Source organism: Streptomyces sp. NPDC003027, assembly GCF_053591435.1.
Window position 1 is genome coordinate 14,304 of the sequence record NZ_JBSFTU010000039.1, and the last position, 16,703, is coordinate 31,006.

The following is a 16,703-nucleotide window of genomic DNA, read 5'->3' on the forward strand; positions in this document are numbered from 1 at the left end:
GTTGTCGTTTCCACCGTGCTGCTCTCGATTGTGGTTCCGTGCTTCAACGAAGAGGAGATCATCGGCCGCTTCCACGACCATGTGATCACCGAACTCGCCCGCTTCGACGGTGAATTCGAGCTGGTCTATGTGGACGACGGAAGTCACGACCGTACGCTCCCGCTGCTTGAGGAGATCGCCGCCTCCGACCCCCGCGCCCGCTATGTCTCCTTCAGCCGGAACTTCGGCAAGGAGGCGGCGATGCTGGCCGGGCTCCAGCATGCCCGGGGGGACGCCGTGGTCATCATGGACGCCGATCTCCAGCATCCGCCGGAGCTCGTGCACCGCATGGTGGCGCTGCACGCGGAGGGATACGACCAGGTCATCGCCCGCCGGACCCGGACCGGTGACCGGGTGACCCGTACGGTCACGGCGCGCGCCTACTACTGGGCGATCAACCGGCTGGTGGACGTCGAGCTGGTGGACGGGGTCGGCGATTTCCGGCTGCTTTCCCGCCGTACGGTCGATTCGATACTCGAACTCACCGAGTACAACCGTTTCTCGAAGGGTCTCTTCGCCTGGGTCGGATTCCGCACCACCACATTCGAGTACGAGAATGCGGTGCGCGAGGAGGGCCGCTCGAAATGGACCTTCGGGAAGCTCCTCAACTACGGCCTCGACGGCCTTCTCTCCTTCAACAACAAGCCGCTGCGGGCCGCCGTCTATCTGGGAATGATTCTGGTCTCGGTGGCGCTGGCGTACGCGGCCTGGATCGTCGGTGTCGCACTGGTGAACGGCGTGGACACCCCCGGATACGTCACCCTGCTCGTCACGGTCACGGCGCTCGCCGGCGTCCAGATGGTGATGCTCGGACTGGTGGGGGAGTACGTCGGCCGGATCTACTACGAGGTGAAGCGGCGCCCGCACTTCCTGGTGAAGGCGACGAACGCGGGGGCGCCCGCCCGGCAGCGGCGCCCGGAGGAGCTCGTACGGCGATGACGGTGACCCGATGACGGTGACCTGGCAGGTGGTGCGCTTCGCGCTGGTCGGGGTCGTGAACACGGCCACGTACTACGGCCTGTACCTGCTCTTCATGCGGGCGATGCCGTACCTGGCCGCGCACGTCGCAGCCTTCCTGCTCTCCATGGTCGGCTCGTTCTTCCTGACCTCGTACTTCACGTACCGCACCCGCCCCACGTGGCGGAAGTTCCTGCTCTTCCCGCTCACCAACGCGGCGAACTTCGTGATCACCACGGTCGGCATCTACCTCATGGTCGGCATCGCGGGCCTCGACACCCGCTACGCCCCTCTCCTGGCGGCCGCCGCGGCGGTCCCGGTGACCTTCCTGGTCTCCCGGACGATCATGTTGCGACCCGACACCACCCGAACGCGGGAGTCGTTGTCCGAAACAGTCGCTTCGAAGTAGTGGCCCAGACCACGCCGACTGCCTAACATCGATCACCGCAAGGTCGTTCTACGTACGCACGACCCACGCCGGGAGGCTCCTTTGCACCGCCGCACTGCGCTCTCCGTCTCCGCCGCGCTTCTCGCCGTGGCCCCGCTGCTCGCTGCCTGCGGCAGCGACGCCCACCCGGGGGCCGCCGCCGTCGTCGGTGGTGAGCGGATCGAGGTGTCCAACCTCCAGGCGCAGGTGCGGGACGTGCGGACCGCCCAGCAGAGTTCGCCGCACGCCGCGGAGCTGATCAAGGCCACCGGTGACCTCAGCCGCGAGAAGCTCAACGTGATGATCTTCGACCGGGTCGTGGAGCGGGTCGCCGCCGATCACGGGATCACCGTGGGACGCGGCGAGATCCAGAAGGCCCGGGGCGAATTCGCCAAGCAGAGCGGCGGCGAGGCGCAGCTCGCCGGGATGCTGCTCCAGCAGCAGGGCGTCGCTCCCGACCAGATCGACGGGGTCGTCCGCCGCACCGTCCTGATGAACAAGATCGCCGCCAAGCTCGGCATCGCCAACACCCCCGAGGGCCAGAAGAAGCTCACCGAGGTCTTCACCGCCGCCTCCAAGGCGCTCGACATCGACGTGAACCCGCGCTTCGGCGCCTGGGACCACGACAAGATCCAGCTCGGCACCTACACCGCGCCCTGGCTGCGGCAGATCAGCCGGGACCCGCAGGCGCCGGAGGCGGGCGCGTAGGGCCTCTCGTCCGGTCCGCTCGCGGCCCCGCGTAAGGTCGAAGGGTGAACGCTGAAGCACCCGTCGAGACCGGTCGTGTCGTCCTGCTGACCGCCAGCCACCGCGTGGCCCCCGGACTGCTGTCCTGGCCCGCCTGGCAGACGCTGCACGCCGCCGACCGGGTGGTGTGCGCCGACGAGCACCACCCCCAGCTGCCCTATCTGCGGGACGCCGGGATCACCGTCGAGCAGGTCCGTCCCGACGCGCGGGACCTCGTCGACGCCTGCGCCGGAGGACGGACCGTCGTCGTCCTGCCGTCCGGCGAGGGCGACCAGGCCCTGACGGACGGCCTCGCCCGGCTGGCCGGCTCCGGCCGGGTCCCCATGCCCGACCTGGAACTGCTGCCCGGCTCGTACGACCTGCCCGGCGCCCGCCTCCTCGACCTCGTACAGGTCATGGACCGCATCCGCCGCGCATGCCCGTGGTCCTCGCGGCAGACGCACAAGGGGCTCGCCAAGTACGGCATCGAGGAGGCGTACGAACTCGTCGAGGCGATCGAGGACGGCGACCGCGACGAGCTGCGCGAGGAGCTGGGGGATGTACTGCTCCAGGTCGTCTTCCACGCCCGGATCGCCGAGGAGCACGAGGAGGAGCCCTTCTCGATCGACGACGTCGCCGGGACGATCGTCGAGAAGCTGATCCACCGCCATCCGCACGTCTTCGGCGACGCGACCGCCGAGACGCCCGAGGATGTCAAGGCGCACTGGCACCGCACCAAGGCGATCGAGAAGCAGCGCGACTCGGTGACGGACGGGGTCCCGCTCGGCCAGCCGGGTCTGGCGCTCGCCGCGAAGCTGGCGGGCCGGGTCCGCACCGCCGGTCTGGACGTGAAGCCGCCGTCCGGTGAGGGCGTCGGCTACGCCCTGCTCGCCCTCGCCGCCCAGGCGGAGGCGGACGGCGTCGACCCGGAGGCCGCGCTGCGGGCCGCCGCCCGCGCCTACCGCGACACGATCCGCGCGGCGGAGGGCCTGTAGCGCGCGGGCCCGGCCCCGGGCCGTCCGGCTGGGCACCCGTCGTGCGCCTCGGCTCCCGGCCCCCGGGGCCGTCCGGCTGCGCGCCGGCGCCCGCCCCGGCCTCCCGTCGCTCACCGCCCGCGTGGGTCCCGGGCCTCCGGGTCGTGCCAGAGGAGGGCCGGCGGTTCGATGAGCCATTCCGCCCGGGTGGCCGGGCGGGGGTGGAGCCGGTCCACCGCCGGGAGGCGGTCGTGGAAGATCCGCGCCGGGTCGGCGCCCAGGTGCTCCACGACGGGCGTGACCTCGTGGAGGAAGCCGGGCGGCCCGGCGAGGTAGACGTCGTGCCGGGGCCAGTTCCCGCACGTGTGCAGGGCGTGGACCAGCCGCTCGGTGGCCTGGTCGCGGGGGCGGCCGGGCGCGGAGGCGATGTAGGTGACGTGCAGCCCGGGTATCCGTTCCCTCAGGCGCTCGGCGTCCTCCCGCCCGTACAGGTACTCCTTCGCCCGCGCGACCACGAAGAGCCGCGCCTCGGTGCCGTCCTCCCGTGACGCCACCTCTTCCAGGAGCGCCTTCACCGGCGCCCAGCCGGTGCCGGCGGCGACATAGGTCCGCGGGGCGCCGGGCTCGGTCCGCGCGGTCAGCGCACCGCCCGGGGCGCTGAGCCGCAGCGTCTCGCCCGCGCGGGTCCGGGCGACGAGCGCCGTGCTCATCACGCCGCGCGATACCCGGCTGATGTGAAGGTCCACCGTCCCGTCCGCGCGGGGCGCGTTGGCGAGCGAGTACGTCCGCCAGACCCGGGGGACCCGCAGCGAGCTGACGCCGGTGTACTGCCCCGCCCGGTACGGGAACGGCTGCCGCGGCCGCAGGGTCAGCACCGCCAGGTCCTCCCCGCGGCGCGCGTGCGCGACGACGTCGGCGTCCCACCAGGGCGGCTCGCCCCGCCCGGCCGCCTCCTCGGCCCCGCGCATCATCAGATCGGCGATCCGCCCGTACGCCTCGGTCCACGCCTTCTCGGCCTCGACGCTCCACGCGGCCCCGGCGGCGTGCGCGAACGCGGCGACCAGGCTGGTCCCGACGGCCGTGTAGAACACGGGCGCGGCGAGGAACTTGCGGTGATCGCGCCCCAGGTGCGCGAGATAGCCGGGGAGCCCGGGGTCCTCCAGGCGGTTCACCACATGGGTGAGCGCCGCGAAGAGCCGGTCGCGCTGGGGCCGCAGGTCCTCGGGGAACAGCTCGCGGATGCCCGGGTTGTGCCAGAACAGATGGGAGTAGAAGAAGGTGACGGCATGCTCCGCCCGTCTCTCGACGACGGCGAACGTGCTTCTGAGCAACTGAGCGTCCACGGGAGCATCTAATCCCGGATCTCCACGCCGGGGACGCGGACGGACACACCCGTCGCCGCCGCCCGGTCGCGCGCCGCGTAGGGAACGGACACACCCGCGCCGCCCCCCGGCCGCGCACCGCACCTGGGGAACGGACACACCGTGGTCGCCGCCCAGCCGGGCAGGGGCGCCGATTACTGTCGGGGCCATGCACGACCAGCCCCCCGCCCCCGGCGGTTCCGCCGCCCCCGCGCTCTTCACCTGGGAGTTCGCGACCGATCCGTATCCCGCCTACGCCTGGCTGCGCGAGCACGCGCCCGTGCACCGGGCCGAGCTGCCCAGCGGGGTCGAGGCGTGGCTGGTGACGCGGTACGCCGACGCGCGGCAGGCGCTCGCGGACCAGCGGCTGTCGAAGAACCCCGCGCACCACGACGAGCCGGCGCACGCCAAGGGGAAGACGGGGATCCCCGGCGAGCGCAAGGCCGAGCTGATGACGCATCTGCTCAACATCGATCCGCCCGACCACACCCGGCTGCGACGCCTGGTGTCGAAGGCGTTCACGCCGCGCCGGGTGGCCGAGTTCGCGCCGCGGGTGCAGGAGCTGACCGATCAGCTCATCGACGGGTTCGCGGAGAAGGGGAGCGCCGACCTCATCCACGAGTTCGCCTTTCCGCTGCCCATCTACGCGATCTGCGACCTGCTCGGCGTCCCGCGCGAGGACCAGGACGACTTCCGTGACTGGGCCGGGATGATGATCCGGCACGGCGGAGGGCCGCGCGGCGGGGTCGCGCGGTCGGTCAAGAAGATGCGCGGGTATCTCGCGGAGCTGATCCACCGCAAGCGGCTCGATCCGGGGGACGACCTGATCTCTGGCCTCATCAAGGCCTCCGACCACGGGGAGCACCTCACCGAGAACGAGGCCGCTGCGATGGCCTTCATCCTGCTCTTCGCCGGCTTCGAGACCACGGTCAATCTGGTGGGGAACGGGGTGTACGCGCTGCTCCGCAACCCCGACCAGCGGGAGCGGCTCCAGGCGTCGCTCGCGGCGGGGGAGCGGGGGCTCCTGGAGACGGGGGTCGAGGAGCTGTTGCGCTACGACGGACCGGTCGAGCTGGCCACCTGGCGGTACGCCATGGAGCCGCTGACCATCGGCGGGCAGGAGATCCCGGCGGGCGATCCGGTCCTCGTCGTACTCGCCGCCGCCGACCGCGACCCGGCGCGGTTCGACCGGCCGGACACGCTCGACCTGTCCCGGCGCGACAACCAGCACCTCGGGTACGGGCACGGCATCCATTACTGCATCGGCGCCCCGCTCGCCCGGCTGGAGGGACAGATCGCCCTCGCCACCCTCCTGACGCGGCTGCCGGATCTGCGACTTGCCGTGGATCCGGCCGATCTGCGGTGGCGGGGAGGGCTCATCATGCGCGGATTGCGCACTCTTCCGGTGGAGTTCGACCCCCTTGTCCGCTGACGAACCGTCAGGACTGTGACTTTTACGTGATCTCCGCTGCATCGACTTGTGACTGACGTTCGAATGCCGCTACGTTCACCGTCATTCTCAGCCGTCACGCGAAAGGCATTCCGCATGCGCTCCGGGAACGGACGTCACCGCAGACCCCGCCAGGCCCCCGCCATCGTCGTCGCCGCAGGCGTGACCGGATCGGCCCTCGCGCTGCCGCTGCTCGGCGCGGGCTCCGCCTCCGCCGCCGACGCCGCCACCTGGGACCGGGTGGCCGAGTGCGAGTCGGGCGGCCTGTGGAGCGCCAACTTCGGCAACGGGCTCTACGGCGGGCTCCAGTTCACCCAGGAGACCTGGGAGCGGCACGGCGGCCTCGCGTACGCGTCCAGCGCCGACCTGGCCAGCCGTGCGCAGCAGATCGTGGTGGCCGAGAAGGCGTTCGCCGCCGGTGGCACGGAGTGGGACACCTGCGCCCCGATCGCCGGTCTGACGAACGACGGCACCGCCCCCGAGGTGGACCCGGGGCCGGCCGTCGTGCCGGCGGAGCCCACGGGCCCGGTCGAGGAGTCGAACCGGACCACGGGTCTGCCGATCGCCCCCACGGCGCCCGAGGCGGCCCCGACGACCCCCGAGGTCCTCCCGACGGCCCCCGAGGCCGTCCCGACCACCTCCGCCGCCCCCACCGCGCCCGTGGCGCCGGACGCCTCGACGGGCATCGGCACGCCGTCCCCCACCGCCCCCGGGGCATCGGTCACGCCGTCCGCGCCGGCCGCCCCGGGCACCGGCAAGCACCGTGGCGGCGCGGCCCCCGAAGAGACGGGCATTGCGGACGGCAGCGGAGAAACCGGTCGCCACGCCTCGCCGCTCGAAGCGGCTGACGGGCCGACAGGCGGCGTGACCGCCGGTACGGGTGCGGAGAATGCGGACACTCAGGGCACCGCGGACGAATACACCGTCAAGCCCGGAGACAATCTCACCGAGATTGCTCAGGAGAACGAGCTCCCCGGCGGCTGGGCCGCGCTCTATGACGCCAACCGCCGGACGGTGGGCGGCGATCCGGATCTCATCCTCCCTGGTCAGAGCCTCGACCTGACGCCCGAAACCGCTCCCGCGCAGGGCTAGTTCGGGACCTTATGTCCGGTTCTGAGCAAGTGAGACATGGGTCTCTTTGTCGCGACCGGCGTATCCCGTCCGCAAACTTTGCTCCCGTCACCTCTCACCTGCGTAAACGCTGTTCGGTCGAGGGCGGGTAAGGGCGATTTCTCCCTAATGGACGCCTTTGAACTTCGTGGGGGTCTGTGTCTACGGTCGTGACTGCTCGCCACCGCGGGCCCCGTCGACCGAAACGCCGAATCCTGCCGTCGGTTGATGGGAACAGTCGTCGCGCAAGCGCCGTAGGCAGGAGCGGGGGACCCAAGGTAAGCGCCGGTTCCCGGCCGTCGAGACAGACGGACGGAAGGCCGGCTTGGGGTGGAGCCGCGTGCTGGTCACGCGGCCGGACAACTCACTTGGTCCGAACCCGACAGCTCACCTCGCAGGCGTCGGTGAGGAGAAATCGCATGCTGCTTTCCGGTAAGGGCAAGCACCGTCGTGCTTCCAAGGCCACCCGCGCCGTCGCACTCGTCGGCGTCGCCGGCGTCGCCGTCGCCGCCCCGCTGATGACGGCCGGGTCCGCCTCGGCCGCCACCGCCTCCGAGTGGGACGCCGTCGCCCAGTGCGAGTCCGGCGGCAACTGGTCCATCAACACCGGCAACGGTTACTACGGCGGCCTGCAGTTCTCGGCCTCCACCTGGGCCGCCTACGGCGGTACCGCGTACGCCTCGACCGCCGACCAGGCCTCCAAGTCGCAGCAGATAGCGGTCGCCGAGAAGGTCCTGGCCGGCCAGGGCAAGGGTGCCTGGCCGAGCTGCGGCGTGGGCCTCTCCGGCGCCGCGTACAACGGCGGCTCCGCCGAGCAGGCCGCCCCCGCGCAGCAGGAGCGTCAGGCCGAGCAGCCGACGACCCGCAGCGAGTCGCGCACCGCGCCGAAGGCCGCGCCCAAGAAGGCCGAGCCGAAGAAGACCGTCACCACCCCGACCGGCAAGAAGGTCGCGAAGGGTGACGGCGAGTACAAGGTCGCGGCCGGCGACACGCTGAGCAAGATCGCCGCCGCCCACGACGTCAAGGGCGGCTGGGCCAAGCTGTTCGAGCTCAACAAGGACATCGTCGACGACGCCGACCTGATCTACCCGGGCCAGCAGCTCCACCTGAAGTGAGTCCGGCGGCCCGCGTGAGTCCGGCGGCTCGCACGGGCCCCAGGGGGCGTCTCGCCCCCACGACTCTCCCGCGGTGACCACCCCGGTCCGGCGCGCCCTTCCCCCGTGCGCGCCGGACCGGGGTTCCGCGCGTTCGGGGCCACCGGCCGGCGGGTGACCCCCCGGGTTCCCGGGGCCGAGCCCCGCCCGCAGGGCCCCACCTCGTTACCGCCCAGTAGTTCTGAGGTCGTTCGTCCGCAGATGCATGCCCTTGGGTCCTTTTTCGTCCCAGCGGGCGGGCGCCCGGCCGACTGGAGGGCGGGAGCCGGTTAGGCTCTTGCCGCAAGGCCAAAGAGACCCTGCACCGCATGCGTCACATCTAGCTTCACATCCCAGAAGGAGATGCTCGTGCCGTCCATCGACGTCGTCGTAGCCCGGGAAATCCTGGACTCCCGAGGCAACCCCACGGTCGAGGTCGAGGTCGGCCTCGACGACGGCAGCACCGGCCGTGCTGCTGTTCCGTCCGGTGCCTCCACCGGTGCGTTCGAGGCCCTCGAGCTCCGCGACGGTGACCCGAACCGCTACCAGGGCAAGGGTGTCGAGAAGGCCGTCCTCGCCGTCATCGAGCAGATCGGCCCGGAGCTCGTCGGCTACGACGCCACCGAGCAGCGCCTGATCGACCAGGCGATGTTCGACCTGGACGCCACCCCGGACAAGTCCTCGCTCGGCGCCAACGCCATCCTCGGCGTCTCCCTCGCCGTCGCGCACGCCGCCTCCGAGGCGTCCGACCTGCCGCTCTTCCGCTACCTCGGCGGCCCGAACGCGCACCTGCTGCCCGTTCCGATGATGAACATCCTGAACGGCGGCTCGCACGCCGACTCCAACGTGGACATCCAGGAGTTCATGATCGCCCCGATCGGCGCGGAGTCCTTCTCCGAGGCCCTGCGCTGGGGCACCGAGGTCTACCACACCCTCAAGTCCGTCCTGAAGACCAAGGGCCTGTCCACCGGCCTGGGCGACGAGGGCGGCTTCGCCCCGAACCTCGACTCCAACCGCGCCGCGCTCGACCTCATCGTCGAGGCCATCAAGCAGGCCGGCTACGTCCCGGGCAAGGACATCGCGCTGGCGCTCGACTGCGCCGCCTCCGAGTTCTACAAGGACGGCTCGTACGAGTTCGAGGGCAAGTCCCGCTCGGCCGCCGAGATGACCGAGTACTACGAGGAGCTCGTCGCCTCCTACCCGCTGGTCTCCATCGAGGACCCGCTGTTCGAGGACGACTGGGCCGGCTGGAAGGCCATCACCGAGAAGCTGGGCACCAAGGTGCAGCTCGTCGGCGACGACCTGTTCGTCACCAACCCGGAGCGCCTGGCCCGCGGTATCGAGGAGGGCTCCGCCAACGCCCTGCTGGTCAAGGTCAACCAGATCGGTTCGCTGACCGAGACCCTCGACGCCGTCGAGCTGGCCCAGCGCAACGGCTTCAAGTGCATGATGTCCCACCGCTCCGGCGAGACCGAGGACGTCACCATCGCCGACCTCGCCGTCGCCACCAACTGCGGCCAGATCAAGACCGGCGCCCCGGCCCGCTCCGAGCGCGTCGCCAAGTACAACCAGCTGCTGCGCATCGAGGAGATCCTCGACGACGCGGCGGTCTACGCCGGCCGCAGCGCGTTCCCGCGGTTCCGCTCCGCGAACTGATCGGCCCAGCGAGGGCTGAACCTCGCGCAGGCAGCGTCGTACATACGTCCCCGCACCCGGTCCCGTACCGTGTGCGGGGACGTTCGTACGTAAAGGGGAGGCGCGCACATGGCCCGGGACCGGTTCTCGACCGCGACCAGGATCAAGCTGCTCGGCGAGCAGACCGCCGCTCGTGTCTACCGCTCCCAGACCCGCCGCCAGGCCCGCCGCTCCCGGCTCACCGGCCGCGCGGCCTTCCTCGCGCTCGTCGTCTGCTCGCTGGTGGTGGCGCTCGCCTACCCCATGCGCCAGTACGTCTCCCAGCAGGGCGAGATCGCCGAACAGGAGCGCCAGGCCGCCGAGGCCGCCGAGCGGGTCGAGGAGCTGCGGGACGAGAAGGCCCGGCTCCAGGACCCGGCGTACGTCCGCCGCCTCGCCCGTGAGCACCTGCACTACGTCATGCCCGGCGAGACCGGCTTCACCGTGAACGACCCCGAGGCGGAGCGCGCCCGCCGCGCCGAGCAGTCCGAGGCGGGCACCCCCTGGTACTCCGGCCTCTGGAACGGCGTCGACCGCGCCGACGCGCCCCGCTGACCCGGCGGCGCGAGATGATGGTGTGACGGCACCTCGCACGGCCGACCGCGCCGCGCACCGCACCACCCACCGAACCGCCCCTCGACGAGAAGACAGACGCACGCATGGAAACGCCCCCTCCGCAGACCCCCCGCACCGAGCCCACCGAGGCGGACGTCGCCGCCTTCGAGGCGCAGCTCGGCCGCCCGCCCCGGGGTCTGCGCGCCATCGCGCACCGCTGCCCGTGCGGCAACCCGGACGTCGTGGAGACCGCGCCGCGCCTCCCGGACGGCACCCCGTTCCCCACGACGTACTACCTGACCTGCCCGCGCGCCGCCTCCGCCATCGGCACCCTGGAGGCCAACGGTGTGATGAAGGAGATGCAGGCCCGGCTCGCCACCGACCCGGAGCTGGCCGCCGCCTACCGGGCCGCGCACGAGGACTACATCGCCCGCCGTGACGCCATCGAGGTCCTGGAGGGCTTCCCGAGCGCCGGCGGCATGCCCGACCGGGTGAAGTGCCTGCACGTCCTGGTCGGCCACTCGCTGGCCGCCGGCCCCGGGGTCAACCCGCTGGGCGACGAGGCGATCGCCATGCTGCCGGAGTGGTGGGCCAAGGGCCCCTGCGTCACCCCGTGCGGGGAGAACGCGGAGCAGACGGAGAAGGGGGCCGCCGAATGACCCGGGTCGCGGGCATCGACTGCGGGACGAACTCCATCCGTCTCCTCGTCGCCGACGTCCACCCGGAGACGGGCGAGCTGATCGAGCTGGACCGGCGGATGACGATCGTCCGGCTCGGCCAGGGTGTCGACAGGACCGGCCGGCTCGCGCCCGAGGCTCTGGAGCGGACCTTCGCGGCGTGCCGGGAGTACGCGGCCGTCATCGCGGAACTCGGCGCCGAGAAGCTCCGTTTCGTGGCCACCTCGGCCTCGCGGGACGCCGAGAACCGGGACGAGTTCGTCAAGGGCGTGGTGGAGATCCTGGGCGTCGAGCCCGAGGTGATCAGCGGCGACCAGGAGGCGGAGTTCTCCTTCACCGGCGCCACCGCCGAGCTGCACGGCACCGACCGCTGTCTGGTCGTGGACATCGGCGGCGGCTCCACGGAGTTCGTCGTCGGCGGCCGGCACGTGGAGGCGGCCCGTTCCGTCGACATCGGGTGCGTGCGCCTGACCGAGCGGCACATCCGCAGCGATCCGCCGGCGGCCGCCGAGATCGAGGCCGTCCGCGCCGACATCCGGGCCGCGCTGGACCTGGCCGAGAGGACGGTGCCGATCGCCGAGGCCCGTGCCCTCGTCGGGCTCGCCGGATCGGTGACGACCGTCGCCGCCATCGCGCTCGGGCTCCCGGAGTACGACTCCACGAAGATCCACCACTCCCGGATCTCCCGCGACCAGGTCGCCGAGGTCACCGGCCGGCTGCTCGCCTCGACCCACGACGAGCGGGCCGCGATCCCCGTCATGCACCCCGGCCGGGTCGATGTCATCGCCGCCGGAGCCCTGGTCCTCCTGGAGATCATGGAGCGCACGGGGGCCCCGGAGGTCGTCGTCAGCGAGCACGACATCCTCGACGGAATCGCCCTGTCCGTGGCATAACGGGCGCACCGCGCCACGTCCGGCGACGGGCCGTCGGAAAACTTCGTGAAGTTCTTCACAAGGAAAAGCGCCCCGACGGGGGTCATGGCGGGTCTTCACGGCCCCCAAGGCCCCTGTCGGGGCGCTTTCGCAGGTTCGGAGCCCCGTTCGCGCTCTGTTTCCATCGTGTGAACACACCTCGTGGTTCAGGGTTAACGAGGGCTCTCCGGGCCAGTTCAACAGGGGTGAACAACGTCCGCCGCAACACCGCGGTTCCTTTGCTGCGCCATGACCTGGGACACGTGGGCCGCGCAGTGTAGCAGAGGTACCCGGGAAGCTTGTGAAGGGGCGCACGAGCGACCCCCCTCGGAGGGGTGGATACTCGATGGCATGAGCACCACGGAGCGTCCCAGGATCCTCGTAGTAGGCGGTGGGTACGTAGGCCTGTACGCGGCTCGACGCATTCTGAAGAAGATGCGTTTCGGCGAGGCGACCGTCACGGTCGTCGACCCGCGGTCGTACATGACGTACCAGCCCTTCCTCCCCGAAGCCGCCGCAGGCAGCATCTCGCCGCGTCACGTCGTCGTCCCGCTGCGACGCGTCGTGCGCGGAGCCGAGGTGCTCACCGGTCGTGTCACCAGCATCGACCAGGACCGCAAGGTCGCCACGGTCGCGCCGCTCGTCGGCGAGGCCTACGACCTTCCCTTCGACTACCTCGTCATCGCGATGGGCGCGGTCTCCCGCACCTTCCCGATCCCCGGCCTCGCCGAGCAGGGCATCGGCATGAAGGGCGTGGAGGAGGCCATCGGCCTGCGCAACCACGTCCTGGAGCAGCTGGACAAGGCCGACTCGACGACCGACGAGGAGGTCCGCCGCAAGGCGCTGACCTTCGTCTTCGTGGGCGGCGGCTTCGCCGGCGCGGAGACCATCGGCGAGGTCGAGGACATGGCCCGCGACGCGGCGAAGTACTACACCAACGTGAAGCGCGAGGACATGCGCTTCATCCTGGTCGACGCCGCCGACAAGATCCTTCCCGAGGTGGGCCCGGAGCTGGGCCGCTGGGGCAAGGAGCACCTCGAGGGCCGCGGCGTCGAGATCTACCTCTCGACGTCGATGGACTCCTGCGTCGACGGTCACGTCGTGCTGAAGAACGGCCTGGAGGTCGACTCCAACACGATCGTGTGGACCGCGGGCGTCAAGCCCAACCCGGCGCTGTCCCGCTTCGGTCTCCCGCTCGGCCCGCGCGGCCACGTGGACGCCCAGCCGACCCTCCAGGTCACCGGCACCGACTACATCTGGACCGCGGGCGACAACGCCCAGGTTCCGGACCTCGCCGCCCGCAAGGCCGGTGTGGAGAACGCCTGGTGCCCGCCGAACGCCCAGCACGCGCTGCGCCAGGCGAAGGTCCTCGGCGACAACGTGGTCTCCGGCATGCGGGGCTTCCCGCAGAAGGAGTACAGCCACGCCAACAAGGGCGCGGTCGCCGGCCTCGGCCTGCACAAGGGCGTCGCGATGATCGTCATGGGCAAGATGAAGATCAAGCTCAAGGGCCGTCTCGCCTGGTACATGCACCGTGGCTACCACGGCATGGCCGTGCCGACCTGGAACCGCAAGATCCGCGTCTTCGCCGACTGGACCCTGGCGATGTTCCTCAAGCGCGAGGTCGTCTCCCTCGGTGCGATGGAGACGCCGCGCGAGGAGTTCTACGAGGCCGCCAAGCCCGCCCCGGCGCCCGTCGCCCAGGCGAGCCAGGAGAAGGCCAAGGCCTCCTAGCCCCACCGCTGTGCCCGTACGACCGTAGATGCCGAAGGGCCGTCCGCCATCCGTGGTGCGGACGGTCCTTCGGCATGTCCGGCCGGGTGTTTTGCCGACTCGTTGCGCGACGGCGGGAGTGTATTCGCCTACCGAGGGTGTTTACGTGGTGACGAACCTTACTGGGGCACGACATCACGGAGGTGTGCACCATGGCCGATGCCGCGTTGCGGCTGACCACTCTCGCCGAGGATCTGCTGGAAGCCCCGCTCCCGGTGCGCCTGCGGGCCTGGGACGGCAGCGAAGCCGGACCCGTGGGAGGCCCCGTTCTGGTCGTCCGTGAGCGCCGTGCCCTGCGCCGGCTGCTCTGGAAGCCCGGCGAGCTCGGCCTCGCCCGCGCCTGGGTGGCCGGTGAGATCGACGTCGAGGGCGATCTGTACGAGGTCCTGGACCGGCTCGCGGGGCTCATCTGGGAGCGCGGCGGGGAGTCCAGGAGCGCCCTGGAGACCGTACGCGACCCGAGGCTGCGGGCCGCCGCCCGCGCCCTGCTGAAGCTCGGCGGGCCCTTCCCGCCGCCGGCGCCGCCCGCCGAGGAGATGCGGCGGCGCACCGGCTCCCGGCACAGCAAGCACCGCGACAAGCAGGCGATCAGTCACCACTACGACGTGGGCAACGACTTCTACGCGCTGGTGCTCGGGCCCTCGATGGTCTATTCGTGCGCCTACTGGACGGAGGACGGCACGCTGGAGGACGCCCAGCGCGACAAGCTGGACCTCATCGCCCGCAAGCTGCGGCTGAGGGAGGGCGACCGGCTCCTCGACGTCGGCTGCGGCTGGGGCTCCATGGCCATCCACGCGGCCCGCGAGTACGGCGCCCAGGTCGTCGGCGTCACCCTCTCCCGCGAGCAGGCCGCCTTCGCCCGCAAGCGGATCGCCGAGGAGGGGCTGACGGACCGGATCGAGATCCGGGTGCAGGACTACCGCGAGGTCAAGGACGGTCCGTACGACGCGATCTCCTCGATCGGCATGGCCGAGCACGTCGGCGAGGTCCGCTACCGCGAGTACGCCGACACCCTGTACGCGCTCCTCAAGCCGGGCGGCCGGCTGCTCAACCACCAGATCTCCCGCCGCCCCACTCCCGAGGAAGCCACCTACGAGGTGGACGAGTTCATCGACGCGTACGTCTTTCCCGACGGCGAGCTCGCTCCGATGGGCCGCACGCTCGCCACCCTGGAGGACGCCGGCTTCGAGGTGCGGGACGTGGAGGCCATCCGCGAGCACTACGCCCTCACGCTGCGCCGCTGGGTGGCCAACCTGGAGGCGCGCTGGGCCGAGGCCGTCCGGCTGGTCTCACCGGGCCGGGCGAGAATCTGGCGCCTCTACATGGCGGCCTCCGCCGTCTCCTTCGAACGCAACCGGATCGGCGTCAACCAGTTCCTCGCGGTGAAGACACCGGAGGAGGGAACGTCCGGCGTGGCGCTGCGCCCGCGGATGTGGAACGAGTCGCTCCCGCGTTGATACCTTCGGGCCTTCGGGCTCGTCGAGAGGGGGTGCCGGCCGTCGCCGACGCCCCCTCTTCTCCGAGCCCGGGATTGTCATGTATGCGCCGCATGCTTCGGTATGCCGGATACGCGCCGCCCAGGCCCTAGGGGGAAAACCCATCGTGCACCGCCCGATCCGTCTGCTGCTCACCCTGGCCGTCGGCGCCGGACTCCTGTCCGTCGCGGCCGTCCCGGGGAACGCCACCCCGACGTCCGCCGCCACGGCCTCCGCGGTCCCGGCCGCCGTCACCGCCGCCGCGGCCGTGACCACCACCGCCACCTTCAACGACCCGGCCGGCGACAGCACCGCCCAGAGCCGCGTCCGCGACCACATCCTCGGACTGATCGACCAGGCCCCCGCCGGCTCCAGCATCACCGCCGGCCTCTACACCTTCACCGAGGACACGGTCACCGACGCCCTCCACGCCGCGAAGACCCGCGGGGTCGACGTCAAGGTGATCGTGGACCACACCTCCACCACCATGAGCGGCGGCGAGTACACCCGGCTCGCCGAGCGGCTCGGCACCGACCGCACCCAGGGCTCATGGGTCTTCGCCTGCCCGGCGGGCCGTGGCTGCATCGGCACCCGCAAGCTGCCCAACGACCCCGACGGCGCCATCAACCACAACAAGTTCTTCCTGTTCTCGTCCACCGGCGGCGCGAACGACGTGGTGGTGCAGACCTCGGCCAACATGACCAACGTCCAGCGCACGGACCTCTTCAACAACGCGGTCACGATCGTCGACAGCGGCCTCTACGCGATCTACCGCGCCTACTGGGCCGACCTCCTCGCCTACGGAACCTCCTCCACCGGCCTGAGCCACTACTACAAGACCCCGGAGAGCGGCGCGTACAAGACGTACTTCTTCCCCCGCAAGGAAGCCGCCGGCACCACCTTCGACAACGACGCGTCCACCGACACGATCAAGCTGATCCTGGACAACGTGAGCTGCTCCGGCGGCACCCAGGTGCGGATGGCCGCCAACCTCTTCACCCGTGACGAGGTCGCCACCAAGCTGGTCGCCCTGAAGAACGCCGGGTGCTCGGTGATCCTCGCCCACGACGGCGCGGCGGAATCGATGAGCAGCGGTGTCGAGAGCATCATCTCGGGCAAGCTCACCAAGCGCGTGGAGTGCCAGGAGGACCGGGGGACCGGCGTCGCCAAGGTCGGACTCCACTCGAAGTACCTGCTCGTGGAGGGCACGTACAACGGCACCTCCGGCCGGAAGCTGGTCTTCACCGGCAGCCACAACTACACCTACCCCGCACTGCGGGCCAACGACGAAACCCTGCTGAAGATCGACGACGCGGCGCTGTACGACCAGTACCGGGCCAACCACGACCGGCTGATGAGCTACTGCGAAGGCAGCTGACGACCGGAGCGCACGGCGGCGACCGCGCGCGAACGGCGAAGGGCCGGACACCCAAGCGCGGGTGTCCGGCCCTTCACCGTGTC

General features: G+C 71.0%; 15 protein-coding genes and 1 riboswitch. Of the genes, 14 read left to right on the forward strand and 1 reads right to left on the reverse strand.

Going from position 1 to position 16,703, the window contains the following annotated elements; translation table 11 throughout:
* Positions 1-15: 15 nt before the first annotated feature.
* The 4 genes from ACWDX6_RS24380 (at position 16) to ACWDX6_RS24395 (ending at position 3,144) form a co-directional block, all read left to right on the forward strand.
* Complete coding sequence (locus ACWDX6_RS24380) at positions 16-978, forward strand: glycosyltransferase family 2 protein (RefSeq protein WP_451487015.1); 963 nt, start codon at positions 16-18, stop codon at positions 976-978.
* A gap of 10 nt (positions 979-988) precedes the next feature.
* Positions 989-1,405, forward strand: a complete 417-nt coding sequence (locus ACWDX6_RS24385; protein ID WP_451487016.1) for a GtrA family protein — start codon at positions 989-991, stop codon at positions 1,403-1,405.
* 81 nt (positions 1,406-1,486) lie between these two features.
* A complete protein-coding gene (locus ACWDX6_RS24390; protein ID WP_451487017.1) occupies positions 1,487-2,131 on the forward strand; it encodes a SurA N-terminal domain-containing protein in 645 nt (214 codons plus the stop codon).
* A gap of 44 nt (positions 2,132-2,175) precedes the next feature.
* Complete coding sequence (locus ACWDX6_RS24395) at positions 2,176-3,144, forward strand: nucleoside triphosphate pyrophosphohydrolase (protein ID WP_451487018.1); 969 nt, start codon at positions 2,176-2,178, stop codon at positions 3,142-3,144.
* 110 nt (positions 3,145-3,254) lie between these two features.
* Here ACWDX6_RS24395 and ACWDX6_RS24400 read toward each other — a convergent pair whose 3' ends face one another.
* A complete protein-coding gene (locus tag ACWDX6_RS24400) occupies positions 3,255-4,466 on the reverse strand; it encodes a globin domain-containing protein (protein ID WP_451487019.1) in 1,212 nt (403 codons plus the stop codon).
* 187 nt (positions 4,467-4,653) lie between these two features.
* Here ACWDX6_RS24400 and ACWDX6_RS24405 point away from each other — a divergent pair, with 187 nt between their 5' ends.
* From ACWDX6_RS24405 to ACWDX6_RS24450, 10 genes are all read left to right on the forward strand, one after another.
* Complete coding sequence (locus tag ACWDX6_RS24405) at positions 4,654-5,916, forward strand: cytochrome P450 family protein (RefSeq protein ID WP_451487020.1); 1,263 nt, start codon at positions 4,654-4,656, stop codon at positions 5,914-5,916.
* 114 nt (positions 5,917-6,030) lie between these two features.
* A complete protein-coding gene (locus ACWDX6_RS24410; protein WP_451487021.1) occupies positions 6,031-7,026 on the forward strand; it encodes a transglycosylase family protein in 996 nt (331 codons plus the stop codon).
* A 258-nt stretch (positions 7,027-7,284) separates the two neighbouring features.
* A riboswitch (cyclic di-AMP (ydaO/yuaA leader) is annotated at positions 7,285-7,460 on the forward strand.
* A 3-nt stretch (positions 7,461-7,463) separates the two neighbouring features.
* On the forward strand, positions 7,464-8,159 hold the full coding sequence (locus tag ACWDX6_RS24415; protein WP_451487022.1) for a transglycosylase family protein: 696 nt from the start codon (positions 7,464-7,466) through the stop codon (positions 8,157-8,159).
* 381 nt (positions 8,160-8,540) lie between these two features.
* Positions 8,541-9,833 (forward strand): phosphopyruvate hydratase, encoded by a 1,293-nt coding sequence (gene eno, locus ACWDX6_RS24420; protein WP_451487023.1) that lies wholly within the window; start codon positions 8,541-8,543, stop codon positions 9,831-9,833.
* 108 nt (positions 9,834-9,941) lie between these two features.
* Positions 9,942-10,406, forward strand: coding sequence for an FtsB family cell division protein (locus tag ACWDX6_RS24425; protein ID WP_451487024.1), 465 nt, complete (start codon positions 9,942-9,944; stop codon positions 10,404-10,406).
* 104 nt (positions 10,407-10,510) lie between these two features.
* Positions 10,511-11,065, forward strand: coding sequence for a DUF501 domain-containing protein (locus ACWDX6_RS24430; RefSeq protein WP_451487025.1), 555 nt, complete (start codon positions 10,511-10,513; stop codon positions 11,063-11,065).
* Complete coding sequence (locus ACWDX6_RS24435) at positions 11,062-11,976, forward strand: Ppx/GppA phosphatase family protein (RefSeq protein WP_451487026.1); 915 nt, start codon at positions 11,062-11,064, stop codon at positions 11,974-11,976. The genes ACWDX6_RS24430 and ACWDX6_RS24435 overlap by 4 nt, the downstream gene beginning before the upstream one ends.
* A gap of 369 nt (positions 11,977-12,345) precedes the next feature.
* A complete protein-coding gene (locus ACWDX6_RS24440; protein WP_356889146.1) occupies positions 12,346-13,728 on the forward strand; it encodes an NAD(P)/FAD-dependent oxidoreductase in 1,383 nt (460 codons plus the stop codon).
* A gap of 191 nt (positions 13,729-13,919) precedes the next feature.
* Positions 13,920-15,224 (forward strand): class I SAM-dependent methyltransferase, encoded by a 1,305-nt coding sequence (locus ACWDX6_RS24445; protein ID WP_451487027.1) that lies wholly within the window; start codon positions 13,920-13,922, stop codon positions 15,222-15,224.
* Between the two features lie 145 nt (positions 15,225-15,369).
* A complete protein-coding gene (locus tag ACWDX6_RS24450; protein WP_451487028.1) occupies positions 15,370-16,620 on the forward strand; it encodes a phospholipase D-like domain-containing protein in 1,251 nt (416 codons plus the stop codon).
* Positions 16,621-16,703: the final 83 nt, after the last annotated feature.